The sequence below is a fragment of the Candidatus Symbiobacter mobilis CR genome, from assembly GCF_000477435.1.
Taxonomy (GTDB): domain Bacteria; phylum Pseudomonadota; class Gammaproteobacteria; order Burkholderiales; family Burkholderiaceae_C; genus Rhodoferax; species Rhodoferax mobilis.
In genome coordinates this window covers 1,551,213-1,574,139 of the sequence record NC_022576.1, presented here as the reverse complement: position 1 = coordinate 1,574,139, position 22,927 = coordinate 1,551,213, and the positions used below count along the sequence as shown (strand labels likewise).

At 60.1% G+C, this 22,927-nt stretch carries 26 protein-coding genes and 1 pseudogene; 15 read left to right on the top strand and 12 right to left on the bottom strand.

Going from position 1 to position 22,927, the window contains the following annotated elements; genetic code table 11:
* Nucleotides 1–425 precede the first annotated feature (425 nt).
* Together CENROD_RS06505 and CENROD_RS06500 are read right to left on the bottom strand one after the other, a co-directional pair.
* Nucleotides 426–653, bottom strand: coding sequence for a hypothetical protein (locus CENROD_RS06505; RefSeq protein WP_022773036.1), 228 nt, complete (start codon nucleotides 651–653; stop codon nucleotides 426–428).
* Between the two features lie 340 nt (nucleotides 654–993).
* A complete protein-coding gene (locus tag CENROD_RS06500) occupies nucleotides 994–1,713 on the bottom strand; it encodes a Crp/Fnr family transcriptional regulator (RefSeq protein WP_022773029.1) in 720 nt (239 codons plus the stop codon).
* A gap of 399 nt (nucleotides 1,714–2,112) precedes the next feature.
* Here CENROD_RS06500 and CENROD_RS06495 point away from each other — a divergent pair, with 399 nt between their 5' ends.
* The 5 genes from CENROD_RS06495 (at nucleotide 2,113) to CENROD_RS13555 (ending at nucleotide 11,836) form a co-directional block, all read left to right on the top strand.
* Entirely contained in the window at nucleotides 2,113–2,355 is a 243-nt protein-coding gene (locus tag CENROD_RS06495) for a hypothetical protein (RefSeq protein WP_022773025.1), read from the top strand.
* A 3-nt stretch (nucleotides 2,356–2,358) separates the two neighbouring features.
* A complete protein-coding gene (locus CENROD_RS06490) occupies nucleotides 2,359–10,830 on the top strand; it encodes a glycoside hydrolase family 94 protein (RefSeq protein WP_022773022.1) in 8,472 nt (2,823 codons plus the stop codon).
* A gap of 159 nt (nucleotides 10,831–10,989) precedes the next feature.
* Entirely contained in the window at nucleotides 10,990–11,400 is a 411-nt protein-coding gene (locus tag CENROD_RS06485) for a PRC-barrel domain-containing protein (RefSeq protein WP_022773018.1), read from the top strand.
* A 52-nt stretch (nucleotides 11,401–11,452) separates the two neighbouring features.
* Nucleotides 11,453–11,635 carry a CsbD family protein gene (locus CENROD_RS06480; protein WP_022773015.1) on the top strand — a complete coding sequence of 61 codons (183 nt, stop codon included), beginning with the start codon at nucleotides 11,453–11,455 and terminating at the stop codon, nucleotides 11,633–11,635.
* Between the two features lie 54 nt (nucleotides 11,636–11,689).
* Nucleotides 11,690–11,836: a lmo0937 family membrane protein gene (locus CENROD_RS13555; RefSeq protein WP_022773011.1), complete on the top strand. Its 147-nt coding sequence runs from the start codon at nucleotides 11,690–11,692 to the stop codon at nucleotides 11,834–11,836.
* Nucleotides 11,837–12,031: 195 nt separating this feature from the next.
* On the opposite strand, the gene CENROD_RS06475 is transcribed toward CENROD_RS13555, so the two are convergent.
* Nucleotides 12,032–12,700, bottom strand: coding sequence for a PRC-barrel domain-containing protein (locus tag CENROD_RS06475; RefSeq protein WP_022773006.1), 669 nt, complete (start codon nucleotides 12,698–12,700; stop codon nucleotides 12,032–12,034).
* 359 nt (nucleotides 12,701–13,059) lie between these two features.
* On the opposite strand from CENROD_RS06475, the gene CENROD_RS06470 reads away from it, so the two are divergent.
* Entirely contained in the window at nucleotides 13,060–13,344 is a 285-nt protein-coding gene (locus CENROD_RS06470; protein WP_022772997.1) for a sll1863 family stress response protein, read from the top strand.
* A gap of 253 nt (nucleotides 13,345–13,597) precedes the next feature.
* On the opposite strand, the gene CENROD_RS06465 is transcribed toward CENROD_RS06470, so the two are convergent.
* On the bottom strand, nucleotides 13,598–14,509 hold the full coding sequence (locus CENROD_RS06465) for an OmpA family protein (RefSeq protein WP_022772993.1): 912 nt from the start codon (nucleotides 14,507–14,509) through the stop codon (nucleotides 13,598–13,600).
* 36 nt (nucleotides 14,510–14,545) lie between these two features.
* A complete protein-coding gene (locus CENROD_RS06460) occupies nucleotides 14,546–15,025 on the bottom strand; it encodes a DUF4398 domain-containing protein (RefSeq protein ID WP_022772988.1) in 480 nt (159 codons plus the stop codon).
* Between the two features lie 281 nt (nucleotides 15,026–15,306).
* Here CENROD_RS06460 and CENROD_RS06455 point away from each other — a divergent pair, with 281 nt between their 5' ends.
* Complete coding sequence (locus CENROD_RS06455; RefSeq protein ID WP_041194223.1) at nucleotides 15,307–15,615, top strand: BON domain-containing protein; 309 nt, start codon at nucleotides 15,307–15,309, stop codon at nucleotides 15,613–15,615.
* 251 nt (nucleotides 15,616–15,866) lie between these two features.
* Complete coding sequence (locus CENROD_RS06450) at nucleotides 15,867–16,691, top strand: EcsC family protein (RefSeq protein ID WP_022772977.1); 825 nt, start codon at nucleotides 15,867–15,869, stop codon at nucleotides 16,689–16,691.
* A 340-nt stretch (nucleotides 16,692–17,031) separates the two neighbouring features.
* Here the strand turns inward: CENROD_RS06450 and CENROD_RS06445 are convergent, their stop codons facing one another.
* On the bottom strand, nucleotides 17,032–17,310 hold the full coding sequence (locus tag CENROD_RS06445) for a helix-turn-helix transcriptional regulator (protein ID WP_022772973.1): 279 nt from the start codon (nucleotides 17,308–17,310) through the stop codon (nucleotides 17,032–17,034).
* 195 nt (nucleotides 17,311–17,505) lie between these two features.
* Here CENROD_RS06445 and CENROD_RS06440 point away from each other — a divergent pair, with 195 nt between their 5' ends.
* Together CENROD_RS06440 and CENROD_RS06435 are read left to right on the top strand one after the other, a co-directional pair.
* Nucleotides 17,506–17,844 (top strand): type II toxin-antitoxin system RelE/ParE family toxin, encoded by a 339-nt coding sequence (locus CENROD_RS06440; RefSeq protein WP_022772970.1) that lies wholly within the window; start codon nucleotides 17,506–17,508, stop codon nucleotides 17,842–17,844.
* Nucleotides 17,845–17,854: 10 nt separating this feature from the next.
* A complete protein-coding gene (locus tag CENROD_RS06435) occupies nucleotides 17,855–18,175 on the top strand; it encodes a helix-turn-helix domain-containing transcriptional regulator (RefSeq protein WP_022772924.1) in 321 nt (106 codons plus the stop codon).
* Nucleotides 18,176–18,248: 73 nt separating this feature from the next.
* Here the strand turns inward: CENROD_RS06435 and CENROD_RS06430 are convergent.
* The 3 genes and pseudogenes from CENROD_RS06430 to CENROD_RS06420 form a co-directional block, all read right to left on the bottom strand.
* Nucleotides 18,249–18,559, bottom strand: a pseudogene (locus tag CENROD_RS06430) (addiction module antidote protein).
* A 13-nt stretch (nucleotides 18,560–18,572) separates the two neighbouring features.
* Nucleotides 18,573–18,797 carry a HipA domain-containing protein gene (locus CENROD_RS06425; RefSeq protein ID WP_022772962.1) on the bottom strand — a complete coding sequence of 75 codons (225 nt, stop codon included), beginning with the start codon at nucleotides 18,795–18,797 and terminating at the stop codon, nucleotides 18,573–18,575.
* Nucleotides 18,794–19,060 carry a helix-turn-helix transcriptional regulator gene (locus tag CENROD_RS06420; protein WP_022772958.1) on the bottom strand — a complete coding sequence of 89 codons (267 nt, stop codon included), beginning with the start codon at nucleotides 19,058–19,060 and terminating at the stop codon, nucleotides 18,794–18,796. Before CENROD_RS06420 ends, CENROD_RS06425 begins: the two co-directional genes overlap by 4 nt.
* A 281-nt stretch (nucleotides 19,061–19,341) precedes the next feature.
* Here CENROD_RS06420 and CENROD_RS06415 point away from each other — a divergent pair, with 281 nt between their 5' ends.
* The 3 genes from CENROD_RS06415 (at nucleotide 19,342) to CENROD_RS14505 (ending at nucleotide 20,447) form a co-directional block, all read left to right on the top strand.
* Nucleotides 19,342–19,782 carry a hypothetical protein gene (locus tag CENROD_RS06415; RefSeq protein ID WP_022772950.1) on the top strand — a complete coding sequence of 147 codons (441 nt, stop codon included), beginning with the start codon at nucleotides 19,342–19,344 and terminating at the stop codon, nucleotides 19,780–19,782.
* A 27-nt stretch (nucleotides 19,783–19,809) separates the two neighbouring features.
* Nucleotides 19,810–20,049, top strand: coding sequence for a YlcI/YnfO family protein (locus CENROD_RS06410; RefSeq protein WP_022772946.1), 240 nt, complete (start codon nucleotides 19,810–19,812; stop codon nucleotides 20,047–20,049).
* Nucleotides 20,050–20,144: 95 nt separating this feature from the next.
* A complete protein-coding gene (locus tag CENROD_RS14505; RefSeq protein ID WP_022772943.1) occupies nucleotides 20,145–20,447 on the top strand; it encodes a DEAD/DEAH box helicase-like protein in 303 nt (100 codons plus the stop codon).
* A gap of 43 nt (nucleotides 20,448–20,490) precedes the next feature.
* Here the strand turns inward: CENROD_RS14505 and CENROD_RS06400 are convergent, their stop codons facing one another.
* From CENROD_RS06400 to CENROD_RS06390, 3 genes are all read right to left on the bottom strand, one after another.
* A complete protein-coding gene (locus CENROD_RS06400) occupies nucleotides 20,491–20,916 on the bottom strand; it encodes an RES family NAD+ phosphorylase (RefSeq protein ID WP_022772939.1) in 426 nt (141 codons plus the stop codon).
* A 53-nt stretch (nucleotides 20,917–20,969) separates the two neighbouring features.
* Entirely contained in the window at nucleotides 20,970–21,413 is a 444-nt protein-coding gene (locus CENROD_RS06395; protein WP_022772936.1) for an antitoxin Xre/MbcA/ParS toxin-binding domain-containing protein, read from the bottom strand.
* Nucleotides 21,414–21,608: 195 nt separating this feature from the next.
* Nucleotides 21,609–21,863: a hypothetical protein gene (locus CENROD_RS06390; RefSeq protein ID WP_022772932.1), complete on the bottom strand. Its 255-nt coding sequence runs from the start codon at nucleotides 21,861–21,863 to the stop codon at nucleotides 21,609–21,611.
* 315 nt (nucleotides 21,864–22,178) lie between these two features.
* On the opposite strand from CENROD_RS06390, the gene CENROD_RS06380 reads away from it, so the two are divergent.
* Nucleotides 22,179–22,499, top strand: a complete 321-nt coding sequence (locus CENROD_RS06380) for a helix-turn-helix domain-containing transcriptional regulator (RefSeq protein ID WP_022772924.1) — start codon at nucleotides 22,179–22,181, stop codon at nucleotides 22,497–22,499.
* A gap of 50 nt (nucleotides 22,500–22,549) precedes the next feature.
* Entirely contained in the window at nucleotides 22,550–22,828 is a 279-nt protein-coding gene (locus CENROD_RS06375; RefSeq protein ID WP_022772920.1) for a type II toxin-antitoxin system RelB/DinJ family antitoxin, read from the top strand.
* The last annotated feature ends 99 nt before the right edge of the window (nucleotides 22,829–22,927 follow it).

The following is a 22,927-nucleotide window of genomic DNA, read 5'->3' as shown; positions in this document are numbered from 1 at the left end:
TGGAGCCTGTCGCTCCAGCGTACGGCGGGGTCGCTGGACAACCGCTCCCGGTAATCGACGTGGTAACCCGGTATGCCCTCACGCAAGGTCTCGTCACGGCCAAACATCAGCAGACCGGCTGCCGTCAGCCCTTCGGCGCCGCTCTTTCGATCGCGCCGCCAACCGCCAAGCTTGGTCAACAAACCCAGATCGTCTTAGAACCTATTCCAGTAGGGGCTGCGCCATCGCATTGCACGCGGCGGCGGTGCTCGGAATCCTCATGTACTGTCAGTACATTCCGGTTCCTGCGCTCCGGCGCCACGCACACTGCTTCGGCTCGCCTGCCTACTGGAATAGGTTCTTATTGAACCGCCCACTGCGGATCCGCACGTGGGTGGTGTGGGGGCTGGGAGCGAGAAACTCCTAGCTACCCGATTTGCGTGCAGTCAGTGCTTATTGGCTTCGTTGCCGATAAATCCACCCACGGCCGCGCCGCCTACGGTGCCTATGGCGTTGCCACCGGTCAGGATGGCGCCACCCACGGCGCCTGCACCGGCACCCACAGCAATAGATTTTTCACGCTCAGACATGCCTGCGCAGCCTGTTGTGAGCAGAACGACGACGGTCAGCGCGGCGGCACTGGCGGGGAAAAGAAGGCGGAGATGTTGTGTCATGGGAGGCTTTCTTGAGGTTGCGATGGCGTCTGATGACCGGGCTTGCAGCCCGAACATCTGTGTTGCCATCAGACATGCCACGGTAAGCCGTCACCCAGAACCCGTCTGTACGTCAGGACACCAACACCATGCGTGGGCCAACAGACAGACGTGTGTGTTGCATGGTGGTCTCGGGTGGTGCGCTGAGAACCTCTTCCCGTAGGGGCTGCGCCATCGCATTGCACGCGGCGGCGGTACACGGAATCCTCATGTACCGTCAGTACATTCCGGTGCCTGCGCTCCGGCGCCACGCACACTGCTTCGGCTCGCCTGCCTACTGAAATTGGTTCTGAATAGGTTCTCAATCAGCCGATTTGTACGGCAACAACCGGTCGTACTCTCTTTTGACTACGTCATAGCACTCGCAGGTGCGTTTTTCCAGCCCCACTCGGTCCAGCACCTTGATGTGGCCGCGCGCGTAACTGATCAGCCCTGTCTTTTGCAGCTTGAGCGCACTTTCGGTCACGCCTTCCCGACGCACGCCCAGCATATTGGCGATCAGCTCTTGCGTCATGACCAAGTCGCTGCCGGTTAGTCGATCCAGACTGAGCAGCAGCCAACGGCACAACTGCTGGTCCAGGCTGTGGTGACGGTTGCACACAGCAGTTTGCGCCATTTGGGTGATCAGGGCTTGCGTGTAGCGCAGCAACAAATGCATGACGGCGCTGGAGCGGTTGAATTCTTCCTGGATCGCGGCCGAGCGCAACTTGAACCCCCACCCCGCGCTTTGTACAACCGCCCGGCTGGGGGTGGAACCACCCCCCATAAAAATGGAAATCCCCACCACTCCCTCATGACCAACCACCGCAATCTCTGCGGACGAGCCGTCTTCCATGACATATAGCAGCGACACGATGGCGTTCGTAGGAAAAAAAACGTGATACATGACACTGCCCGATTCATAGAGCACCTGACCCAGTTTCAGTTCCACCAATTCCAGTTGCGGTGACCAACGTAACCATTCGGATTCCGGCAAGGCGGCAAGCAAGTTGTTGGTTTGTGGGTTGGATGGCAGCTTCATCGAAAAACGAATACTGGTTTCGGTGTGTAGCCAAACCGGCCTGAAGGCCAGTGCTGGGTCGTTGATTCTGGATTTCCAGGATCGAAGGACATCGGAAATGGTTGTCTTCCACCCAGGGGCCACTGTAGAACCTATTGCAGTAGGCAGGCGAGCCGAAGCAGTGTGCGTGGTGCCGGAGCGTAGGAACCGGAATGTACTTGCAGTACCTGAGGATTTCGAGCACTGCCGCCGCGTGCGATGCGATGGCGCAGCCCCTACTGGAATAGGTTCTTAGTCCATCGACAGCCACTGCCGATTCCGTATGGTGACATGTTCGGCAACGCACAGACCCCAAACACGCTACGACGTACAAACAAACACATCTCCCTGACCCACGTTGCGCCCACCGGAGACGTTTGTATGCACGAAAAAAATTCCCTATCACCTTGCTGGCAAACCTCCAGTTACGGTTCTAGTGCCGACATGTCAGGGCTGGAGCAGTCTGAACTGGGTAACCACTTTATCGTTTGCCAAACATTGCGAGGGCGGTTGCACTACCTCAAAGGCAGCGCCGACACCTTGCATGGCCTTGTGTCAGCACGCTTCATCACTTGCGCGTTGGTCGTTGTGGCCTTGGGCACAGTCGGCTATTTGGCGCTGTAAGGAATGGGGTTCCTCTCACCGTTCTCCCTGCGATCACCGCTCTCACCGCTAACCCATTGGGACTGGATTCCGCAGCGGGTTGGCCGCATCCTTGATGCGGGCATGGGGCCTGCCTTGGAGCCTATACGCTCCGAAGTGTTTGGCATCCAGCGGTTCGCTCAGCATGGCCGCAGCCTGGGTGATACCCACCGTGCGGTACAGGCGCGTTTTGGGCAGACCACGTTTTATCCACGGCTGCGGGACAACATACGTAGGTTGCGCGCGGCGCACCAATACCTATTACAGCAAGCCGATTTCGGACTGGAGTTAAGCCCGGCTGCCCAATGGCTGGTTGATAACTTTTACTTGATCGAATCGCAGTTGGGTGACATCCACGATGGCCTGCCTGACCGTTACTTTCAATCCCTGCCCGTGCTACAGGACGAGCCCCTTGTGGGACTGCCTCGCGTGTACGGCGTCGCGTGGGCTTTTGTGGCCCACACCGATAGCGTGTTTGACGGCGACTTGCTGGTTCACTTTCTGAATGCATATCAAGAGCGTCGCGAACTGACCCAGGGGGAAATGTGGGCCTTGCCCACGACCTTCCGCGTTGTGTTGATCGAAAACCTACGCAGGCTGGCCGACCGCGTGGCGGCGTTCAAGGCGGCGTGTGAGTTGGCAAACCTGTGCTCTGACCGCTTTGACACGCTAGAAGTTTCCTGGATGCAAGACCTGCTGGGTACCCTGAACCTGCGTGGTGTGGGGCAGGTGTTTCTGGCTCAACTTGCCCAAAGCCAACAAGGCCGCCGACTGGACCCCGATGGTGCGGATAACGCCACCCTGCGTCAGTGGCTCCAACAGGTCATGCCAGATGTGCAGTCGGTGCAGGCCCAGCACCGCGCTGACCAAGTGGCCGACAACCTTAGCGTCGGGAACGCAGTCAATGCGTTGCGGCGGATTGGCTCGGTCGATTGGTCGGACATCGTGGCGCGAAGCAGTTTGGTGATGCGCGTCATGCTCACCTCTCCCGTGTTTTTGGCAGAAGACGCCGGGACTCGCGATCAGACTTTGCATGCCATCGAGCGCCTGGCACACCAGGCGGGCAGAGGCGAAGCGTCGGTGGCTCGTCAGCTCCTGGCACTGATGGCCCAAGCTGTGGGCAACCGCGCGCTGGCGAGGCATTGGCTCGACGGGCCGGGACGCCCTGCGTTCGAGGAACAACTGGGCATACCAAGTCGCACGGCACGTGCATTGCGCGCCGCATGGGCACTATTGCGGACTCCTGCCTATCTATTGACGTTGCTGCTTGCCACCGCCGCATGGGTGGCTGGGCTGGATTGGCATGGCAACCTCAGTTTGGTGGATGGGTCGGGATGGCCGCATCTGGCGATCCATATCCTGACAACCGCAGCTTTGTGCCTGCCAGTGTCCGAAGCGGTGGTGGCGCTGCTCAACCGCCTGATCAGCGAATCTGTCACGCCCGTGCATCTTCCCAGGTTCTCCCTGGAACAGGGTATTCCGCCCACAGAGCGGGTACTGGTGGTGGTGCCTGCCATGTTGAGCGACGACGTCACCACGCGCCAACTGCTTCACAACCTGCTTCTGCACCACTTGGCCAGCAATGAGCGCCATGCGCAGTTTGCACTGCTGACCGATTGGCCCGATGCCCCCGCCGCGTGTGCAGACGGCGATGCGTACTCCCTGGCTACCGCCCTGTCCGGCATCGAGCATCTCAATCGCACGTATCCAGTGGCATGGGGCGACCCACCACGTTTTTTGCTGCTGCATCGCGTACGCCAGTACAGCCCCACGCAGCAGACGTGGATGGGCTGGGAGCGAAAGCGCGGCAAGCTGGAGCAACTGGTAGCCACCTTGGTAACGGGAGCGCTAGGCCCATTCTTGAACCTGGGCGAATCTTCCCGACTCGCCCCCGGCACGCTCCACCTGCTCACGCTGGACAGCGACACCCAACTCCCTCCCGGCCAATTGCGCGCACTAGTGGCAGTTGCCGCCCACCCGCAGAACCAACCGGTGTTGGACGCCACAGGCCAATACGTGGTGTCAGGCTACGGCATTCTTCAGCCTCGTATCACCGCGCCGTTGACTGACGTCAGCGCCGACTCCACCCTTGCCACGCCGTACCACTGGCTGCTGTCGGGCCAGCAGGGCATGGACCCTTACAGCGCCATGGCATCCGACGTGTACCAAGACCTGTTTGGCGAAGGGAGCTTTACGGGCAAGGGGCTCCTCAACGTAGCTGTTTTGCACGCCGTATTAGGCGGCCGACTACCGCACGAGCGGGTGCTGAGTCACGACTTGCTGGAAGGATCCCTGGTGCGCTGTGCAGTGGTCAGCGACGTGACCCTGGTGGAATCGGAGCCGGGCCGGGCCGATGTGGCCCGCTCGCGCATGCACCGATGGACGCGCGGCGACTGGCAGTTGCTGCCATTTCTGCTGCGGCCCGGCCCATGGCCCATGGCCGCCATCAACCGCTGGAAGATGTGGGACAACCTGCGCCGCTCGCTTGTCGCGCCGGCCTCGGTGTGGATGCTGGTGATGTCGTTTCTGGGCGTGGGGCTGGCGCCCGTCGTGGCCTTGGTCGTGGTGTGTGCCGCGTATGCCGCAGGCCCACTGATGGGCGCCGTGGCCAGCCTGGTACCGGTTCGAGCCGACTTTGCCTGGCGTCGCTATTGCTGGGCGGCCGCAGTGGACTTGTGCCGCACGGGGCTGGGAGCGCTGTGGAACATCAGCCAACTGCTGCAACAAGCCGTCAGCAACGTGGACGCCATCGGCCGCACGCTGTACCGCTTGGCCGTTAGCCACAGGCATTTGATGGAGTGGGCAACAGCCGCCACGCTGCACCCCGATACCGCTGGGATCTGGCGCGGCGATACAGCACGCACACTCATTGGCCCGGCGCTGGCCGCCAGCGCGCTGCTGGCCAGTGCCTTCACGCCGTTGCAAGCCAGCCCCTATCTGCTGTGCTTGCTGTGGGCATGGTTGCTGGCGCCCGTGGTGTCGCTGGGTGTCAGCACCCCTTTCCCGCGCCCGAAAAGCCGAGGCCCCACGCGGGAACAGGCCGACTATTTGCACCACGTGGCACGCGACACCTGGCGGCTGTTCGAACGGTTGGTCGATGCCAGCAACCACCACCTGCCGCCCGATAACCTGCAAACCTCGCCAACCGACTTGGTGGCCCCGCGCACATCGCCCACCAACATCGGGCTGTACCTGTTGAGCGTGGCTTGCGCCCGTTCCTTTGGCTGGCTGGGCACGCTGGACATGATGGATCGGCTCGATGCGACGTTGACTACGCTGGCACGCCTGCAGCGGTACGAAGGGCACTGTTTGAACTGGTACAACACCCAGACCCTGCAACCCCTGTACCCGCGCTATGTATCCACAGTGGATAGCGGCAACCTCTGCTCGCATCTGCTGGCCGTGGCGGAGGCCTGCAAGGCCTTGGCAGCCGACCCCTTCAATACAGCGCCCGCCGCTCATGCGGTAGCCCTTGCACAGGATCGGCTGAGTCGGGTTCCAGCCCAGCCCGAAGCCACCGCCACGCTGCCCCCATGGTGGCAAACCGATCTGCACGACACCCTGGTCAGCGCCCGGCGCGATGCGCAAGCCATGGCAGGGGGCGAAGCGCCAGCCACGGCGCTGCGTCTGCAAGCCTTGGCGCAGTGGCTGGAAGCCCTGGCATGGGAAGCCAGCTTCACCTTTCTATACCACTCCCAACGGCGCCTGCTGCACATCGGTTACCGCGTGGACGACCAAGTGCTGGACACGGCCTGCTACGACTTGCTGGCGTCCGAGTCGCGCATGACCAGCCTGCTGGCTATCGCCAAGGGCGATGTGCCCGTGGCGCATTGGGCCGCACTGGGGCGACCGTACTTTGCCGTGGGCAGCCTGGCCGGTTTGCGCTCGTGGTCTGGCTCGATGTTTGAGTACCTGATGCCCTTGCTTGTGCTGCGTGAACCTGGCGGCAGCGCACTGCGCGAGGCGTGCAAGGCCGCCGTGCGGGAGCACATTGCCTACCTGGCCCATCAGGCGTTGCCCTGGGGCATTTCAGAAAGCGCCTATGCCGGGCGCGATCACACTCTGGCGTACCAGTACGCACCCCAAGGCGTGCCCAGGCTTGCCCTGCGCCGCACGCCAGAACTGGAACTGGTGGTCGCCCCCTATGCCACTGCACTGGCTACACAGGTGGATGTGAACAGTGCTTGCGCCAACCTGCATGCACTGGAGAACCTGGGCGCACGGGGCCGATACGGGTTTTGCGAAGCAACGGACTTCACGCCCTCGCGCCAGTTGCACGGCGGGCACTTCACCTTGGTATACGCCTACATGGCCCACCACCAGGGCATGTCCATCGTGGCACTGGCCAACGTGGTGCTGGATGGGGTGGCCCAAGGCTGGGGCATGGCCAGCCCGCGTGTGCAAGCCGTGCAATGGTTGCTGCACGAACGTGCCCCACGCGAGATACCGGTGCTCAAGTCGCCACCCCCCAGGCTGCCGGTGAAGGATCTGCTGGAAAAGCCCAGCCGCCTGACGCAAATTTTTGCGCCCGGAGCACAGACGGTCGAGCCTACGCACCTCATGTCCAATGGGCGGTACAGCGTCAGCCTGCGGCCCAATGGCGCAGGCTGGAGCCGTTGGGAAAACATTGCCCTCACACGTTGGCGCGACGATGCCCCGCGTGACACACACGGCAGCTTTGTGTACCTCAGGCTGGACCCTGCGCGAGGCCCCATGTCGGTCACGCAGCACCCCGCCCCAGACGACCAGGCGACGTACCAAAGTACGTTCCATGTGGACCGCGTGGTTTTTGAGGCCGACTGGCCCAGCCTTCACGCACTGACCACCGTATGGGTAAGCCCGGAAGACGACATCGAATTTCGCAAAGTGGTCCTAGTCAACCACGGTCGGTACACCCTGACACTGGACGTGCTGTCTGCTTGCGAGGTCGCGCTGTGCCCACAGGCGGCTGATGCGGCGCACCCGGCGTTTTCCAACCTGTTTGTGCAGGCGCAGTGGCTACCCGAACAGCATGCCGTCTTGTTCACGCGCAAGCCCCGCCTGCCCACGGAAAACCCTTTCCAGGCGGCCCACTTCATTGCAGCTACCGAGGGCGACGTGACCAGGTTGCTGTTGCAGACCGACCGCCAGGCCTGGCTGGGCCGCAACCACGCACCCAGCGGGCCACAGGCCCACCTGGCGCCGGTGCCCACCGCAGCCTGCACGCTGGTCACAGGGCTGGACCCCGTTTCGGTGTTGGGCGTGTCGTTCAGCATCGCACCCGGGGCACAGGCGGTGGTCACGTTTGCCATGGCAGCTTCGGACAACCCTACCACCCTGTGGGCCGTGATCGACAAACACCACCAGGCCAGTACGGTGGAGCGGGCGTCGTTGATGTCGGCCACACTGGCAGGCATACAGACCCGGCCGCACCACCTGTACCCCGAGTTTTTGCCCACCTTCCAGACGCTGACTACCGCACTGGTGTTCACCCTGCCCAGGGTACACCTCCGGCTGGCCACGCCACCTGGTCTGTCACCAGCGTGCTGCGACCGGCGGTTGCTGTGGAGCTTGTCCATTTCGGGCGACAGGCCGCTGCTACTGGTGACCATTTGCGACCTGCAAGGAATGGGGCTACTGCGGGCACTGGTGCAGTCGCTGGGTGAGTGGGCGCGTGGCGGCGTGCCGTGCGACGTGGTGGTGCTGAGTAACGAAGTCCACTCCTACCTGATGCCGCTGCACCGCGAACTGCTGGCCCTGCGGGAACAGCACCAGGCCAGCCTGCGCACCCCGTATGGCGTGGGCGTGACGGGGTTACACGTTCACCGCACCGAAGAACTGTCTGCCGACCAGATCAGCACCCTGACGCAACGTGCCAGCCTGTGCTTCCAGGCTGATGGCCGATCGCTGCACCACCATGTTCGGACTTGGGCAGATGCCCAGGCCCAAGGCAGACCGGCCATCGCCACCGCCAAAGGCCTATGGCGGCTTGCTGCCGCAGCGGTGGTGTACGCACACCGACCGGCGGTTGCTGTGGCCGAAACAAAGGGGGCGTTCGATGCCCAAGGCAACTTCCGCTTTCCAGCCAGCGCTACCACGCGCCCTACCCGCCCATGGATCAATGTGCTGGCCAACCCCGACTTCGGCACACAGGTGTCGGAAGCAGGTGGCGGGCACACCTGGGCCATCAACAGCAGGCTGAACCAGCTTACGCCCTGGCGCAACGACCCCGTGGCCGACTTGCCGGGCGAATGGCTGCTGCTGCAAGACAGGCGCACCCATGCCGTGTGGAGCGTCAGCCCTTCGGCTTGGGGCGATCCGGCAGTGACCTACGACATCACCCACGGCCAAGGTTTGACCACCATCCGGCATCAGCGCGATGGGCTGGAGGTGACCGCCACATGGTGCGTGGACGCCCAGACTGCCGTCAAGCACATCCGGCTGGAGCTGGTCAACCGGGGCGACACGCGCCAACACCTGCGCATGATGGCGATGGTCGAATGGCAGATGGGCGAAAACCTGGTGGACCGTGCCACCACAGTCACCAGCATCGTGCCGCCCAGACAGATGGTGCTCGGTGGCACGATGCTGCTGTGTACGCAGGGGGAACAGTCGGCCGGTTTGGGCCAGGGCACTGCTTTTCTGGCGATGCCCCTGGAACACAGCCCTGAGCTGGATGGCCCAGACTGGACTTGTGATCGCAGGGAGTTTTTTGGCCCGCAAGGCCGATTGCAACTGCCGCCGCAACTAGGGCGGCGCAGCGGCCAGGGTCATGACCCGTGCGCAGCGCTGGCTCGGCGCGTCACGCTGCTGCCCGGTCAACGGCTGACACAGGTGTTTCTTCTGGGGTACGCAGCGACGCCGACTGCTGCCATCGAGCTGGCGGGGGCGGCAATGCGGGTCTCTCCCGAGCATCGCGAGCAGAGGGTTGTTGGCAAGTGGAATGCGCTGCTGGGTACTTGCGTGGTCAGCACCCCTGACCCGCTGTTTGACGTGCTGGTCAACCGCTGGCTGCTGTACCAGACGTTGTCGTCGCGCATGTGGGCGAAAGCAGGGTACTACCAGGCAGGAGGGGCCACGGGCTTTCGGGACCAGTTGCAAGACGCCATGGCATTGGTCTGGGCGCGGCCCGATCTGCTGCACGATCAAATTGTGCTGGCTGCTTCCCGGCAATTTGAGGCAGGAGATGTACAGCACTGGTGGCACATGCCCGGCGGTGCAGGCGTGCGCACCCATATTTCGGACGACCTGCTATGGCTTCCCTACGCCTGCGCCCACTACCTGCGCAGCACAGGTGACGTCGCGCTGCTGAACACCATGGTGCCTTTTTTGACCAGCGCGCCGATAGCCGAAGGCGCCGAAGACAGTTACACGGTCCCGCTCCCCAGCGACACCCAGGGCACCGTGTACGAACACGGAGCACGGGCCATCGACCACAGCCTGCAAGTGGGCGCGCACGGTCTGCCGCTGATGGGCACTGGTGATTGGAATGATGGCATGAACCGCGTGGGCCACGGCGGGCAAGGGGAATCTGTTTGGCTTGCTTGGTTTTTGTGCATCATTTCCGCTGAGTGGATTCCCTTGGCGCGCAGTCGCCAAGAGCCGGAACGCGCCGCCCGCTGGGAGCGTGCGCTGGCAGGCTGGCAAGCTGCGCTGGACGGCCCAGCCTGGGATGGCGCCTGGTATGTACGCGCTTTTTTTGACGATGGCAGCCCTATAGGCTCTCATGCCAACGGCGAAGCCCGTATTGACCTGCTGGCCCAAGCCTGGGCTGTGCTCTCTGGCGTGGCACCAGCAGCCCGCCAGCAACAAGCCATGGGTAGCGTGGAAACACAACTGATTGACCCGACATCGGGGTTGATCCAGCTTCTGACACCACCACTGGCTCATGCCCAGCCCAATGCTGGGTACATACAGGCGTACCCGTCTGGAGTCCGGGAAAACGGTGGCCAATACGCCCATGCTGGCGTGTGGGCGCTCATGGCGGCAGCCCGTCTTGCACGGCACACGCCAGCCGCCGACCCAGCCCGTGACGCACCCTACCGGTACTTCACCTACTTAAGCCCTGCACACCGCGCTCAAGACGCCCGATGGGGCCATGTCTACGGGCTGGAACCCTATGCCATGGCAGGGGATGTCTACAGCCAGCCGCCCTATGTTGGCAAAGGCGGCTGGAGCTGGTACACCGGGGCGGCGGGCTGGTTACACCGTGCAGCCATTGAATCTCTCTTAGGGTTGGATTGGCGAGCAGACAGTGTGACGCTATGGCCGTGTTTGCCCTCCCACTGGAACCGTGCTCAGGTCACGCTGACACGCAGTGGTCGCGTCGTGACCTTGACGTTGCTGCGCGGGGATACGGAAGAGGTGCGAAAAGAACTCTGCATCCAGGAATCGTTGCTGCTGCCCCCGGGACAGCCACTGGTCTGGGAAACACTGCCCGCAAGCAGTCGGTATGTAGTACCTCTGGTGCCTACGTAACCCAGTTTGTCCTATTCCTGCGGGGGGTTCGGTGGCGCACAGACGCTGTGCAGCGCCCCCCCTACAGTGGGTGCAGTCCCCAACGGATCATCTTGCGCAGACAGCATGCATGGTCGGTTGGTTACCGACCAGCCCCTTCCACTGACATCAGGAGAACACATGGCTTCCAACTACATCACCCGCGACAACTTCGGCATGTACGCCAATGGCACCGAGGGCCCTGGGCCGTCGCTGATGGGTGCCAACACGCTGCTGGGCAACGACGTCAGCAACCAAAACGGCGAGAGCCTGGGTGACATCAAGGAGTTCATGCTGGACATGGCTACCGGCAGGGTTGCCTACGCGGTGCTGTCTTTCGGTGGTCTGCTGGGCCTTGGCGACAAGCTGTTCGCAGTGCCCTGGGGCGCGCTGACGCTGGACACGATCAACAAGCGCTTCACGCTGAACGTTTCCAAAGATGCGCTGAAAGATGCGCCTGGCTTCAACAAAGACCGTTGGCCGTCCATGTCGGACAAAACCTGGGCTGGCGGCGTACACAAGTTTTATGGCACGCCATACACCCAGCCATGAGCGCACAAAAGCGTGCTTCCCACCCATTTCTTCCACCACGAAAGGCAATGCCATGAACAAAGATCAAGTCGAAGGCACCATCAAGGACGTCGTCGGCAAAGTGCAGGAGCAGGCCGGCAAGCTCACCGGCAGTACCGGGCAGCAATTCAAGGGCCTCAACAAGCAGGCCAAGGGCCAGGCTCAGAAAGCTGTCGGCGATATGAAGGAAGTGATTCAGGACGCCACCCACAAGTAACCGACATCCTGGCCCGCAACTGCGGGCCAGTTCTGATTGGAAAGAACCCAAGCCATGCTTCAGACCCTTGCCATCATCCTGCTCGTGCTCTGGGCTGTGGGCTTGGTCACGTCCTCCATGCTGGGTGGATTCATCCACCTTCTGCTGGTCGTGGCCGTCGTCATGTTTTTGGTGCGCTATATCAGCGGTGATCGCAAATAGCGCTCTATTGATTGATTCACGCACACCGATTCACGCACACCGATGGAAAACCCGCCCTGCAGGGCGGAACGCCGAAACCCCCGGACTTTTTTAGTCCGGGGGTTTCGGCGTTTCTTTGGGAAGGGGGCAAACCCTTTCCCAAAGGGTGCAGCCAAACCGGCCTAGAGGCCGGTTCTGGATTGTTGCAATGTATTGCTATGCAGCTTCCAACGCCTTGCGCAGACGGACGATTGCTGCGTTGACGTCAGATTCAAAGTCGTGCCAGTTCGCGGCGCCGACGCGCTTCATGTGGTCCAATTTTTCCTGGGCGTATTTCAGATCCAACTGAAGCTGATCGATGTCGCGGTTGATGACCGCTTTGGATTCGGCGGATGCCTCCCCGGCGCGCCGTAGCAATTCAGTGACTTTGTCGCGGGCGCGGGCCATTTGGTGTTCTGCATCGGCTATGAACTGGTCTCTGCGAGCCGTGTCACTGGCGTAGTTGAAAGTAGGCATGGCCTTGATAGCATCTTTGGTAGCCCCCGGCATGATTAGTTTGTCACCATGATTTTGAATCTGGCTGACCGGAATGGCGACATCGTGGCGGCCAATGCCGATGAATCCACCCGCCCCCACGATCACGAACGACAGGTTGCGGTCGGGCGCAATGATCAAGTCGATCACTTCACCGATTTTTTCGCCGGATTCGTTGTGAACCGTTTTGCCTAATAGTGATTTGGTGACGCTCCAGCCCATGGCCACTTGCGTGGCCTCGGTGACGGTAATGCCAATCGTCGTAGAGCCTGCCACTTGTGACTGTGCCAAACCAAAATGGGTCAGAGTGGCTGCGGCGAGGAGGGCGCTGAGAAGAAGGGGGTTTTTCATTGGTGTTTTCATAAGTACTTTCATGGTTGTGAGGAATGGGTGGCGGGTATCCTGAACAAGGTACAGGTTCAGTAGCGATGCAAAAGTGCATGGTATGTGTCCAGAAACACCCCGTCTGTGCAGTGCAACACAGACCAGCCTTGTTGCAGGGCTTCCCATTCGCGGTATGTCCCAATGCACAGCCCCCAAAACAGTACTTTGTTCCCCACAATGGGCTTGCCTGTGGTCTGTGGGCATGTCGTGGGTGGGGTGTCGTACAGACAGGGCAGCGCGAAAGACCTAGCCTGTAGATGGGTTCAGGTGGAAGGCCGCTTGGCTGCGCACCTGATGAACTCGATCAACCAAACGGAGTCCGAATCATGACCACCAGAGAAGCCTACATTGAAAAAATGAAAACCCAGCTCGACGAGCTCAACGTACGCATGGAGCACTTGGGCAACAAAGCCGCCGAAGTACAGGCCAGCATGCACGCCACGTATGTGGAGGACATGGCTCAATTGCGCGCCCAGTCGGTGCAGGCTATCAAAAAGATGGAAGAGTTGAAGGCGACTGGTGAAGACCGCTGGGACGCCATGGTGGCCGAAATGGAAAAAGTGCGCGATGCGTTCGTGCATTCATTCAGCTACTTCAAGTCACAGTTGTAAGCCAGCATTTGAGAGCGCATGCCCCAGTGCTTGCGCAGTGCTTCATGCAGTGCCTGATGCAGCATGGCCGCCGGTTTTGATGGACCGGCCATCAACGGCCATCAGCGGCCGTCAGCGGTCATCGCCTCTTTGGGAGGGGTGCAAACCCCTTCCCAAAGTGTGCAGCCAAACCGGTCTGAAGGCCGGTTCTGGATGTATCAGTGCTGTTCTGAAACCATCTGGCTGGGTATGGCGCGGCCATGCCATGGGCGAGTTAGCGCTGCGTGTTCAGCTTGCGCCCATCAAACAACACGATTTCCACGCGCCGGTTCAGCATCCGTCCATCAGCACTGTCATTGCTGGCCACGGGGTTGCTTTCGCCGAGAGCTTGGGTGGTCACCCGGATTGGCGATACGCCTTCGTGCAGCAGCGCGGCACGAACGGCCTCGGCACGCTGGCCTGACAGGTTCAGGTTGTGTGCTTCGGTGCCGGTGCTATCAGTAAACCCTTCGACCCGTACGTTGTGCGTCGGGTAATCGTTCAGCACCGTTGCCAGTTGGCGCACAAGATGCAGCCCGGCCGGTTTGAGTTGGGCCTTGTCGGTGTCGAATAACACGTCGCCCAGCGTGAGCAAGATGCCCTGGGGGGTGGGTCTGGCGTTCAGTTCGCGAAGCCGTTCCTGCAACTCCCGATTTTGGGCTTGTGCCAGGTCGGTATGGAGCTGCGCCTCGGTGGCAGCGGCGAGCGCTATGTCCGCGCCTTGTTGTGCAGCTTGTGCATCGCTTTCGGCCAGCTCCGCCTTGCGTTCAGCGCTGTCGGCTTCTTGGGTGCGGGCTTGCAACTGAATGTTGCTGCGTGTGCTGCTCGTCGCGCCAGCAGCCTGTTCTGCGCTGCGCAGTGCAACGGTTTCACGGGCAATGGCCACGCGCTGGCGGGTAAGGTAGGCCAGGTGGTTCACTTGGTCTGGTGGGTCTTCCCGTACCCATGCGGCAGTGGCGGTGTTGAGTGCATCGATAGCCTGTTGCAGCTCGGTTGCAGCCATGCGGTTGGTGCGCGGGTCGCTTTGCACAGCGATCAGGTCGCTTTTGGCTTGGGTCAGTTGCGCGTTGGGTGTGGGCACGGTGCTGCACGCAGACAGCAATGCAGCGCTGAGCAGGGCCAGGCAGAGGGGGGTACGGGTAGTCATGATGAATCCTTGGTCGGTGTGTGTGGGGGGTGGGCTTTATTGGGCTGAGCGCTGTAGTTCTTCGCGCAGCACGCGGTTGCCTTCGGCCAGTTCGCCGGCAGCTTTCTGGGCCTTTTGGCTGCGGGCCTTCACTTCAGCCAGGTTGGCATCGACCTGGGACTCACGAGCCAGAAAAGTGGCGTGTTCGTGGTGTTGGTCGGCAACGGCCACATTGGCCTGCGTGAGTTTGTCGCGTGCCATGCGCAACTCGGTGGGGGCCAGGTCTGCAGCACCGGCGCTGGCTGCGCTGGTCACGGCGGTTCGCGCTATGGCCAGTTGCTCGTTGGGGATGGGCACAGTGCTGGCGCAAGCAGCAATCAGCACCGGTGCGACCAGCAATGCGGCCAGCAGCCCGATTTGGGGGCCAGGTTGTTTGGGAGCGTCTGTCGTGGAGGCAGGCTGGACTGGGTTGATGCCTGTGGGTGTTGCAGCAGGCGAAGGTGCAGGTGCGGTGGGGGGGGAAGGAAGGATAGGCATGGCGTGGTTAGTTTGTGGTGGCGTGGGACCCCGGCCCGAAAAAAGCACGAGCCGGGCACACCGCCAGAGTTTGGGGGGGGAATGCCTGCGTGTCGGTGCTGTGGCGAACACAGCAAGAAAGAGGAAGTAGGCCCGTATGCCCCGAAAGATGCGTACTACGCTGGAGCCGGTGCGTGCGAGAGCGTACAGACCAAACCGGTCTGGCGAACTAAATTGGGGCAATGGTTGCGTGCTGCCGCCCCGGCAGACGACCCGATTGAAGGAGTTATTCCGTGTACAACATTCGTTCTGCCTTGGGCATCGGCTTGGTCACTTTGGCACTGGTTGTTGCATCAGGCTGCGCCGTCACGCGCGGCCAAGAGACTGTGGGTTCCTACATTGACGACACCGGCATCACCACTGCGGTGAAAAGCCATTTCTTTGACAACCGGTTTGTGGACGGTACCGCCATCAGCGTGGAAACGTTGAACGGCACGGTCATGCTGTCAGGCTTTGCCAAGAGCAGCGGCGAGAGGGCCACCGCCGAAAAATTGACCTGGAAAGTCAAGGGCGTGAAATCGGTGAAGAACGAAATCGTTGTTCGCCCTTGATCGTGTATCACTGCGCTATGTAAGTCCAGTTGTCGCCTTGCCCGGTTAGGAACCGGGGGCGATGTACGTCCAACAGTACGCCCAACAATGCGTCGGTGCCGGAACTAGCCCAAGAGACTGGGGTATCGGTACCGACGCTGATTTGCTGCGGCCCGGTTGGATGCCATCCATACCACCGTTGGAATGGATGAGCGCGGAGAAAGCAATGGGTGCCGGGAATACGGACTGTGCCCTTCATCGAGTACTTCCCCATGATGATGGAATGGAAAGCCCATGACTATGCAGACCTGAAAACTGCCGTCACTCTGCTGGAATCTCCCATGATCACAGCAATCATCGCCAATCTAGTGGGAACGCCAATAGAGTCGCTACTGCGAAAACGTTCGGATGGCGCGCAGGATGTCTTCCACGAAACCGTCAAAATCGCGCTCCACAAAGCGGCCAATGCTGCCTTATGGAGCCTGGCAAATAAGCCGAACAAAGCAGCATCCACGTTGTTGCACAAAGTCCTGGCGGCCATATCAGGCGCTATCGGCGGCGCATTCGGTTTTGCTGCTTTGGCTATGGAATTGCCCATTTCCACAACCATCATGTTGCGGTCCATCGCGGACATTGCCCGCAGCGAAGGTTTTGATCTCCATGATCGGGCGACCAAACAATCGTGCATGGAAGTCTTTGCACTCGGCGGCCCAGGTGACGCCGATGACGCCGCAAAAACAAGCTACTACGCCGTCCGAGGCTTTGTGGCGGAAACAATCTCGATGTTGTCAAGACAGTTTGCCGATATTGCCGCGAACCAAGTCAGCGGCTTTGTATTCCCACCGGGGAAGGCAATATTCTGGCTCGCGACTGTAATGACAAGAATCGCGGCCAGATTCGGCATTGTCATCACAGAGAAATCCGCCGCGAAGGCGCGGCCGATGATGGGATGCATTGCCGGTGCCAGTCTGAATGTCATGTTCACCGACTTTTACCAGGACATGGCCCGTGGCCACTTCATTGTGAAACGCCTGAAATTGATTTATGGCGAAGAAGACATCCAAACAAAATATGAGGCAATACGCAAGGCGCTGTGAGGGCGGGTGATGGGGGAATGTGTAAAAACTACGTATTCCAGTGAACGTGACCACCATTTCACAAAAGCGTGACCGCAGTGACCGGTCGTATCGGTCATGTTCCCCGGAATCAGCAGTCATGTTGGACTGGAATACGCACATAGGAACCATCGACTTTTCCATGCAAGCCAGGGGCGATCAGATCGTGCCAGGGAATGTGCAGCCTTGCACATCATTCGATGTCTGTTGCGCCTTCCGTCAGCCTGCGTACGGTCAACGCCGTGCGCTGTTCGATCAAGGGTATCGGCCAGCCACCAGCGACAGCGTTCCGACCGGCTCTGCCCACAGCCAGACGGCAGCCTCATGCGCCATGGTCAATCTCTGCATGTGGCTTGGCCCCAGCATCCAAGCCTGTCAACGACAACGGCAACGTCAGCATCAGCGTCAGCGAACCGCCCAGGGCGTCGATGACCCGCAGAACCTGTTCCAGGCGCACCGTGTTCTTGCCGCCCTCCAGATCGACGATGAATCGCAACCCCACGCCAGCGGCCAGGGCTAGGTCGGCCTGCGTCAGGCCCAAGCGTTTTCTGGCGGCGCGCAACGCGGTGCCCAGTGTTTGCGCAGAGTCGATGGAGGTCATGAGTGCATCGCAACAAAGTTCCCGATCGGGAAATTATGGCGCAATGCATCGGCTAGCGTGCGAGAAATTTCCCGTTCGGGAATGAGCGGGGAGGTGAGATGCAGGCCCATGCGATTGCGTAGGGGGGGCAGGTAAGCATTACCGGATGCTTTGCCTTATTGGTGCAATAGGAGCTTATACGTTACTATTCAATCCATGAGCTATCAGATCAAGGAACTGCTGCTGGACGATGGTGACAGCCCCTTTGCAGAGTGGTTCGGGTCCCTGGAAGCCGTTGCCGCCGCCAAGGTGCGCGTAGCCGTAAGCCGGATGGAACAGGGCAACCTGTCCAACATCGAGTGGTTTCGTGGCATTGGTGAGTACAAGATCGATTGGGGGCCGGGGTTGCGCATCTACCTGGCCAAGGATGGTCTGAAGATCATTATTCTGATTGGCGGCGGTACCAAGAAGCGCCAGCAGCAGGACATTGATCAAGCAGTGGCGCTGTGGGCGGACTACAAGCGCCGAAAGGCATCCACCTTACAAGGAAAGTGAAAAAGTGAATATGGCACTGACCCGTGATTTCCAACAAACCGTCGCCGCACGCGTGCAAAACGATCCGGCATTTGCACAGGCGCTTTTTGACGAGGCCATCACCCTATTCATCCATGGCGAACCGGAATCAGCCAAGTTGATTCTGCGTGACCTCGTCAATGCGACCGTTGGCTTCGAAGCGCTGGCCGATGAGATCCACAAGCCCGCCAAGAGCTTGCACAGAATGCTTTCCAAGTCAGGAAACCCAACCATGCGCAACATCTCGGCAGTCTTTGCCGCCATCCAAAGTGCGCTGAAGGTGGAGGTTCGCACCCAGATCGTGATGGTCTGAGGCAACAACAAAGCGCGGAGCATGGGGCAAGGAACGTGAGGCGGGTGGAAGCTCGACCTTTGCCAGAGCCTGGTCAGTGGCGGGGTATGGCCGGTTGGATATGCAGTGCAAAACCCAATGCGCGGATCACTTTGAACAAGGTGTCGGAATTCGGCGCACGCTCGCCGGAAAGGCTTTTGTACAGACTTTCGCGTGAAAGGCCGATGAAAGGCCAGTACTGCGGGCCAGTTGGGTCATTCCGCGAGCGCGGGCAATATCCCCCAAGGCGGCAGCCAACAATGCCGTGTTGCCTTCTTCCATGACGGCACTGAGGTATTCCGCCATTTCTTCCTCATTGGTCAGATAGTTGGCTGCATCAAATGGGCGTGTTTTCCAGTGACTCATAGATTCATCTCCCTCACCATGCCGTGCGCTGTTCGATCAAGGTGACGATCTTGGCAATGATCGGCTGGTCTGCGAAGGGGGGTAACGCCTGCAACTGCCTTGCCGTGGGGGGCAAGGCACGGGCCATGCGCAGAACGCGGTTTTTCGTCTGCGCCTTGGACAAGCTGGCGGCTTGGGCAAACTGCTCCCAGTGCCTTGTCTGCACTTCGGTGAACTTGTACTTGCCGCCCAGTTTCATGCGCCATGGCCTGCCTCTGCATGCGGCTTGGCCTCAGCATCCAAGCCTGTCAACGACAAGGTCAGCGTCAGCGAACCGCTCAGGGCTTCGACGACCCGCAGAACCTGTTCCAGGCGCACCGTGTTCTTGCCGCCCTCCAGATCGACGATGAATCGCAACCCCACGCCAGCGGCCAGGGCTAGGTCGGCCTGCGTCAGGCCCAAGCGTTTTCTGGCGGCGCGCAACGCGGTGCCCAGTGTTTGCGCAGAGTCGATGGATGTCATGAGTGCATCGCAACAAAGTTCCCGATCGGGAAATTATGGCGCAATGCATCGGCTAGCGTGCGAGAAATTTCCCGTTCGGGAATGAGCGGGGAGGTGAGATGCAGGCCCATGCGATTGCGTAGGGGGTGCGGGTAAGGGTGAGTAGACGATTCCTTTTTGGAGCTTCGTCGATTGCAACGCTGGCCCCGGAATGGCATTCGCCTTGACGTTGCGGCTGCTATCGGATTGATGGAATGGGAGCACCGCAGGGCGATGTTCCTGATTCCTGCACCATAGCGTCCATGCGGCATGAAGACCTGGGGTTGGTGCTTTGGCATCAGAAGGTACAGCTTGCGGCGGAGTGTCAAGGCTGGTTCGGGGACGACCCCGATGTGGTCTACGGCATCGAGTTCTGGGCCGGTGCCGTGATGGGGCACCGTGGGCAACCCCTTGCGCATAGCGAAGTGCCGTTGCATCGGTACTTTCTTCCCCGTGACGTGGATGCTGCCTTGGGCTATGCCGATGCGTTGCGATCCTTATTCCTGCCGGATTCGCTCCCGTTGTTGGTGCATGACCTTGATGCGGAAGCGTTCGAACGTTCAAGCCGCGAACGTTCCTGGTGGTTCGCAGTGCTTGTTGCTGGAATGCGCGGTTGCATCGGGCAGTCAGTACATCGTGACTCACAATGTCAAAGACTTTCGACGTGTGCCGGAACTGAAGGTGCAGGCCATTACACCTGCTGATTTTTTGAATCTGTTGAGGAGCTGAACATGACCGCAATCACCATTCGCCTGCCAAACTCTGTTCACCAGAAGATCAAAGAGCTGGCCGCTCGGGATGATGTTTCTGTGAACCAGTTCATTGCCAGTGCTGCATCCGAAAAAATGGCCTCTGTTTTGACGCTGGACTTTCTCAAGGCTGAAGCGGCCAAGGGCAAACGCAGCGACTTTGACCACTACCTGGGCATGGTGCCGGACATACCTGCGCAGCCGGGAGACGAACGGGTGTAAGCCTTGGTTCGATTACGAAGAAGAATGTGAATTACAGCCAGCACCAACTCGCCTTTTTCGCGCACCAACTCACACGTAGGGCCGCCTCCAGTTCCATGGAGGCCATGGCGGGGGCGTTGCTGGACGCTCAAGTTGATTGGAACCCGCATCAGATTGATGCGGCGATGCTTGCCACCAGCAACCCACTATCCAAGGGCGTAATACTGGCGGACGAAGTAGGTTTGGGGAAAACTGCGTATTTCGGCGAACGTGACCGAGTAGTCGGTGTTCCCCTCGTTCCCACGCTCCAGCGTGGGAACGAGGAATACCAGACACGGCATGACCCCATCGCCCTGGACATTCTGCGTTGCCATGATTCCCAGGCTGCACCGCTGGAGCGGTGCGGGCTGCAATATTGAGGATTTGCGCATCCAACCAGTAATCATCTAGTCGGTGCTGGAATCACAGCAACCGCGCATCAAATTCAAACGGACTTCGTTCGACACTTAATCCAATCCGCGCAAAGTGAGGATGCATGGGATTGAGCAACAAATTGTGCTCCAACGGCTCAACAAAGGAAGGCACCCAAAGCCCCAGGCTGGCCCCTCGCTGCAACCATTCATCCCCCAGGGATCGGGTCAGAGCAATGTCGCTCGCCCAATTCGGTTCCAGGCCGAGATCGTTGACATCAAGCAGCACCGCATCGGCGGGCAAATCCAGGCGCATGAGGATCTGGTCTTTCACCGCCAGCCCGCCGGTGTGGACCCGCTTTTCCAGTTGGCACAGCGCACGGCTGGAACTCGTGTAGACGATTTGCCTGCCGGTCCGGGTGTGCCAACGGCCATCAAAGAAGGTGGAGCCCAACCCCTGAGCTAGGAGGATGGCCATGCTGTCAGGCAGTGGCGCTGGGCAATACCCAATGCGCCAGACGCTGACCCGACTCAAGCCGCGCCACCGTACTTCGTGGACATCAGCAGGTTCTTGACGAGCTGCGCCCCATAAGAGGTTTTGATCGCATCCAGTGGCACCTCGTTGTCCAGCAGCGGGTGTGGGGTGCGCAGCCACGCAGAGGCCCCCTCCTCGGTCGCAAAGACATCGGCGGCCATGTCATGCACCTCCACCAGCCGAAGCAGCGTCTCAGCTGCATGGGCAGGCAAATCCTGGCCTTTGGCAGACAGCCTGGTGGCCGTTCCCCGGTCCAGATTCATGTACTGGGCCAGTACCCCCTTACCCAGCCCCAAATACTGGCTCACAGGCTCAATGATCCGGCTGGAAAGGCCTTTGCGTATCAACTGATGCCCATGGGCTGGAACATCATGAAAGCTGCGCAACCCCAGCATCACCAAGGGGCTGTGGACGGAAGAAGGTTGGATGGTGCTTGGCATGATGCAATTACAGCATGTAGTCGACGTTTTTACAACAGCAGAAAAACAGGAGTACGAAGAATCAGCGACAGTGTGAGCAATACACAGGTGATGCATCCCCGCAGGTACGGACATGCATTGATGCGAGAAGTATTGCTACAGCAGCGCCGAAAGTGGCGTTGCATGTCCAAACAAATTGGGCGGCGCAAATAGGCATCAAGATGGTTTGGCTGGCGTGGCCTTGCTGCGCTGAGTATTGCTGCGCTGGTCGTGTGGCCGCTGGGGCGCGACGATGACGTGGAATGCAGCCGGTGCCTTCCCGGTGGCTAGTGCAAGGATGTACAACGCAACGACGAGGCACATCCCGCCCAAGCATAGGTAAAACACCACCAAAAGCGCAGGGTGCCAAAACAGCCCGAACCCCAGGCTGACTACGGCACACCCAAAGAGCAACAACAAAGCGCGGAGCATGGGGCAAGGAACGTGAGGCGGATGGAGATCGACATCTCTGCCAGAGCAAGGTCAGTGGATGCAACATTCTCGTACCGATCCATAGTGGTAGTGTGCAAACCGCGTGGCGGTATAGCGAAGCCCCCTTGCCGGTGGACGGGAGGGGGGAGGGAGGGCTTGCGCCCATCAGGGAGCTAGTCACTGGTCGCGCTGGTTTGCGTGACAACGTCGGTACCAAGAAGCGCCAGCAGCAGGACATTGATCAAGCAGTAGCGCTGTGGGCGGACTACAAGCGCCGAAAGGCATCTACCTTACAAGGAAAGTGAAAAAGTGAATATGGCACTGACCCGTGATTTCCAACAAACCGTCGCCGCACGCGTGCAAAACGATCCGGCATTTGCACAGGCGCTTTTTGACGAGGCCATCACCCTATTCATCCATGGCGAACCGGAATCAGCCAAGTTGATTCTGCGTGACCTCGTCAATGCGACCGTTGGCTTCGAAGCGCTGGCCGATGAGATCCACAAGCCCGCCAAGAGCTTGCACCGAATGCTTTCCAAGTCAGGAAACCCAACCATGCGCAACATCTCGGCAGTCTTTGCCGCCATCCAAAGTGCGCTGAAGGTGGAGGTTCGCACCCAGATCGTGATGGTCTGATTTCAGCGAAGCCTGTGGAATACGATGCATCTCATTGATAAGGAGTGACGATGATTACAACAACGATGGTTCACGTCCGTGTGGATGAGCAGATCAAGACCCAAGCTGCTGCTACGTTGGCAACGATGGGTTTGACCATTTCCGATGCAGTGCGGGTTTTGCTGACGCGGGTGGTGGCGGACCAGCAAATGCCCTTTGCCATTGAGGCCCCCAACGCTGAAACACGCGCAGCGATGGCCGAAGCTGATGAAATCGCCCGCGCGCACAGCGCCCGGTTCACTTCTGCGGATGCGCTGTTTGAGGATGCCCCCCTCACCCCAACGGCGTAGCCACAGGCAGCGCACGCACAGCATCCAAGGCGTTGCGGGGTGCGTTTCGTCACTGGGCAGATGATCGCAGTGACCGGTCGTATCGGTCATGTTCCCCGG

Bases quoted from the DNA above. Each gene is read 5' to 3' on its own strand.
- CENROD_RS06445 (WP_022772973.1), bottom strand. From the start codon at position 17,310: ATGACCTCCATCGACTCTGCGCAAACACTGGGCACCGCGTTGCGCGCC.
- CENROD_RS06415 (WP_022772950.1), top strand. From the start codon at position 19,342: ATGCGGCATGAAGACCTGGGGTTGGTGCTTTGGCATCAGAAGGTACAG.
- CENROD_RS06395 (WP_022772936.1), bottom strand. From the start codon at position 21,413: ATGCCAAGCACCATCCAACCTTCTTCCGTCCACAGCCCCTTGGTGATG.
- CENROD_RS06480 (WP_022773015.1), top strand. From the start codon at position 11,453: ATGAACAAAGATCAAGTCGAAGGCACCATCAAGGACGTCGTCGGCAAA.
- CENROD_RS06400 (WP_022772939.1), bottom strand. From the start codon at position 20,916: ATGGCCATCCTCCTAGCTCAGGGGTTGGGCTCCACCTTCTTTGATGGC.
- CENROD_RS06505 (WP_022773036.1), bottom strand. From the start codon at position 653: ATGACACAACATCTCCGCCTTCTTTTCCCCGCCAGTGCCGCCGCGCTG.
- CENROD_RS06460 (WP_022772988.1), bottom strand. From the start codon at position 15,025: ATGCCTATCCTTCCTTCCCCCCCCACCGCACCTGCACCTTCGCCTGCT.
- CENROD_RS06440 (WP_022772970.1), top strand. From the start codon at position 17,506: ATGAGCTATCAGATCAAGGAACTGCTGCTGGACGATGGTGACAGCCCC.
- CENROD_RS13555 (WP_022773011.1), top strand. From the start codon at position 11,690: ATGCTTCAGACCCTTGCCATCATCCTGCTCGTGCTCTGGGCTGTGGGC.
- CENROD_RS14505 (WP_022772943.1), top strand. From the start codon at position 20,145: ATGGAGGCCATGGCGGGGGCGTTGCTGGACGCTCAAGTTGATTGGAAC.
- CENROD_RS06475 (WP_022773006.1), bottom strand. From the start codon at position 12,700: ATGAAAAACCCCCTTCTTCTCAGCGCCCTCCTCGCCGCAGCCACTCTG.
- CENROD_RS06485 (WP_022773018.1), top strand. From the start codon at position 10,990: ATGGCTTCCAACTACATCACCCGCGACAACTTCGGCATGTACGCCAAT.
- CENROD_RS06420 (WP_022772958.1), bottom strand. From the start codon at position 19,060: ATGACATCCATCGACTCTGCGCAAACACTGGGCACCGCGTTGCGCGCC.
- CENROD_RS06500 (WP_022773029.1), bottom strand. From the start codon at position 1,713: ATGAAGCTGCCATCCAACCCACAAACCAACAACTTGCTTGCCGCCTTG.
- CENROD_RS06410 (WP_022772946.1), top strand. From the start codon at position 19,810: ATGACCGCAATCACCATTCGCCTGCCAAACTCTGTTCACCAGAAGATC.
- CENROD_RS06495 (WP_022773025.1), top strand. From the start codon at position 2,113: ATGCACGAAAAAAATTCCCTATCACCTTGCTGGCAAACCTCCAGTTAC.
- CENROD_RS06490 (WP_022773022.1), top strand. From the start codon at position 2,359: ATGGGGTTCCTCTCACCGTTCTCCCTGCGATCACCGCTCTCACCGCTA.
- CENROD_RS06390 (WP_022772932.1), bottom strand. From the start codon at position 21,863: ATGCTCCGCGCTTTGTTGTTGCTCTTTGGGTGTGCCGTAGTCAGCCTG.
- CENROD_RS06470 (WP_022772997.1), top strand. From the start codon at position 13,060: ATGACCACCAGAGAAGCCTACATTGAAAAAATGAAAACCCAGCTCGAC.
- CENROD_RS06435 (WP_022772924.1), top strand. From the start codon at position 17,855: ATGGCACTGACCCGTGATTTCCAACAAACCGTCGCCGCACGCGTGCAA.
- CENROD_RS06425 (WP_022772962.1), bottom strand. From the start codon at position 18,797: ATGAAACTGGGCGGCAAGTACAAGTTCACCGAAGTGCAGACAAGGCAC.
- CENROD_RS06375 (WP_022772920.1), top strand. From the start codon at position 22,550: ATGATTACAACAACGATGGTTCACGTCCGTGTGGATGAGCAGATCAAG.
- CENROD_RS06465 (WP_022772993.1), bottom strand. From the start codon at position 14,509: ATGACTACCCGTACCCCCCTCTGCCTGGCCCTGCTCAGCGCTGCATTG.
- CENROD_RS06450 (WP_022772977.1), top strand. From the start codon at position 15,867: ATGATGATGGAATGGAAAGCCCATGACTATGCAGACCTGAAAACTGCC.
- CENROD_RS06380 (WP_022772924.1), top strand. From the start codon at position 22,179: ATGGCACTGACCCGTGATTTCCAACAAACCGTCGCCGCACGCGTGCAA.